The sequence below is a fragment of the Bacillota bacterium genome (assembly GCA_040754675.1).
Lineage (GTDB): Bacteria > Bacillota > Limnochordia > Limnochordales > Geochordaceae > Geochorda.
This window is the reverse complement of the sequence record JBFMCJ010000662.1, coordinates 1-2101: the sequence shown is the minus strand read 5'-3', so window position 1 is coordinate 2101 and position 2101 is coordinate 1. Positions and strand designations below refer to the sequence as shown.

Here is a 2101-nt window from a genome sequence, read left to right as displayed (position 1 = left end):
GGAGAGCTGCGGCCCCAGGAGGCGCTCGAGGCGCTGAACCATCTGCTGCGCCGCCTTGTTGGTGAAGGTGACGGCGAGGATCTCCTCGGGTGCGGCCGCACCGGTCGCGATCAGGTACGCCACGCGGTACGTGAGCACCCGCGTCTTGCCGCTTCCCGGCCCGGCGATGACCAGAAGCGGCCCGTGAACGTGCTGGACGGCGTCCCGCTGCGTCTCGTTGAGTTCTCGCAAGAACGGCACCAGTGCCGCGGGTGAGTGCCGCGTGGTCAGACCCGCATCAGCCCTCCATCTTCTGTCCCGCACGGCGGCGGGCAAGTTCCCGCCATACGGCTTCCGGCGGCAGCTCGGCGGCCTCCAGGGCCACCAGCAGGTGATACAGCAGGTCGGCAGCCTCCCAGGCCAGGGCATCGTAGGCCCGGCCCAGGCGCGGCGGGTCGGCCTGGCCTTTCTTGAGGTCGTCCACCCCTTTGGCCGCCAGGATCACTTCGCCGGACTCTTCGGCCACCTTCTTCAATACCGTGTCAATCCCGCGCTCGAACAGGGAGGAGGTGTAGGATCCGGAGCGGGGGTGAAGCCGCCGGTCGCGGATGACGGCGCGCAGCCGGTCGAGAATGCGCGCGTCATACAAGACGCCTTCCTGCGCCCCCAGGCCTTCCGGCTCGAGAGAGGCCGGCCCTTTGGCCCAACCGGGCTGGCCACCCAGCGAGCGGAAAAAGCAGCTCCACTCGCCCGTGTGGCAGGCCCCGGTGCCGCGCTGGTCCACCACGAACAGCAGGGCGTCGCCGTCGCAGTCGATCCGGACCTCCCGCACCCGCTGCACGTTGCCGGATGTCTCGCCTTTCATCCACAGCCGCCCGCGGCTTCGGCTGAAGTACGTGGCGTGCCCCGTTCGCAAAGTGGCCTCCAGGGCTTCCCGGTTGACGTATGCGAGCATCAGCACCTGGCCCGTGACGGCGTCGACGGCAACGGCGGGCACAAGCCCGTCCGGCCCCCAGCGTACCTGGTCCCCCAGCGACTCGTTCAAGAGCCATAAGCCCCCCTGCTCGCCCTCACCGCTCCGGGGCGCTGCGCTCTTCCTCACACGCCCGCCGCGTCCAGGCGCACCGGGATGCCGCTCTGCCTCAGGAACTCCTTGGCCTCCCGCACGGAGTAGCGCCCGTGGTGGAAGATGGAGGCCGCCAGCACGGCGTCGGCGCCGCCCAGCAGCACCGCGTCGCGCAGGTGCTCCAGCGAGCCGGCGCCGCCGGAGGCGATGACCGGCACGCTCACGCGGCCGGTGATGGCCCGCAGGAGTTCGTAGTCGTATCCCTCCTGCGTGCCGTCCCTGTCCATGCTGGTGACCAGCAGCTCCCCCGCCCCGCGCCGCACGGCCTCCTGCGCCCACAAGACCGCATCGTCCAGCGCCTTGTGACGCCCGCCGTGGGTGTAAACCTCCCACCCGGCACCTCCAGCGCGGCGGGCGTCGATGGCCACCACCACGCACTGGGACCCGAAGCGGTCGCTCAACCGGGTGATGAGCCCAGGATCCTCGACGGCCGCCGTGTTGACGGACACCTTGTCCGCCCCGGCGAGAAGCAGGTCCCGCACGTCGTGTTCATTGCGGACCCCGCCGCCCACCGTCAGCGGGACGAACAGCCCCTCGGCGGTGCGCTCCACCGCATGCAGGAGCGTGCGGCGGCCTTCGGCCGAAGCCGAGATGTCCAGGAAGACGACCTCGTCGGCGCCTTCCTGTTCGTAAAGGCGTGCCATTTCGGCCGGGTCGCCGGCGTCCGCGAGGTTGCGGAAGCGGACACCCTTCACCACCCGGCCGCCGTCGACGTCAAGACACGGTATGATCCGCCGCGCCAGCATCCTCATCCCACCTGGCGGCCTCGAGCGCCTCTCGAAGCGTGACGGTGCCTTCGTAAAGCGCCCGGCCGATCACGACGCCGGCCAGCTCACCCAGGCCGGCCAGCCGAGCCACGTCGGCCGCGGACGCAATCCCACCCGCCGCCAGGACCCGCAGGCCCTGGCGGGAGACGGCAAGCGCCGCGGCGGCGTTCGTTCCGGCCAGGGTCCCGTCTGACCATACGTCGGTGACCAGCGCCCATTTTACACCCAT

4 protein-coding genes are annotated in these 2101 nt (G+C 70.6%); all 4 read right to left on the bottom strand.

Annotated elements, in window-relative coordinates; translation table 11 throughout:
• Positions 1–240 (bottom strand): UvrD-helicase domain-containing protein (locus AB1609_22235; GenBank protein MEW6049153.1); only part of this gene is annotated, 240 nt, incomplete at its 3' end.
• 37 nt (positions 241–277) lie between these two features.
• Positions 278–1012, bottom strand: a complete 735-nt coding sequence (gene hisIE / locus AB1609_22230) for a bifunctional phosphoribosyl-AMP cyclohydrolase/phosphoribosyl-ATP diphosphatase HisIE (GenBank protein MEW6049152.1) — start codon at positions 1010–1012, stop codon at positions 278–280.
• A gap of 65 nt (positions 1013–1077) precedes the next feature.
• Positions 1078–1851 carry an imidazole glycerol phosphate synthase subunit HisF gene (gene hisF, locus AB1609_22225; protein ID MEW6049151.1) on the bottom strand — a complete coding sequence of 258 codons (774 nt, stop codon included), beginning with the start codon at positions 1849–1851 and terminating at the stop codon, positions 1078–1080.
• On the bottom strand, positions 1820–2101 hold a 282-nt coding region (locus AB1609_22220), incomplete at its 5' end, for a HisA/HisF-related TIM barrel protein (protein MEW6049150.1). The genes AB1609_22220 and hisF, both read right to left, overlap by 32 nt.

Coding starts and splice junctions, on each gene's coding strand:
- hisF (MEW6049151.1), bottom strand. CDS start 1,851: ATGCTGGCGCGGCGGATCATACCGTGTCTTGACGTCGACGGCGGCCGG.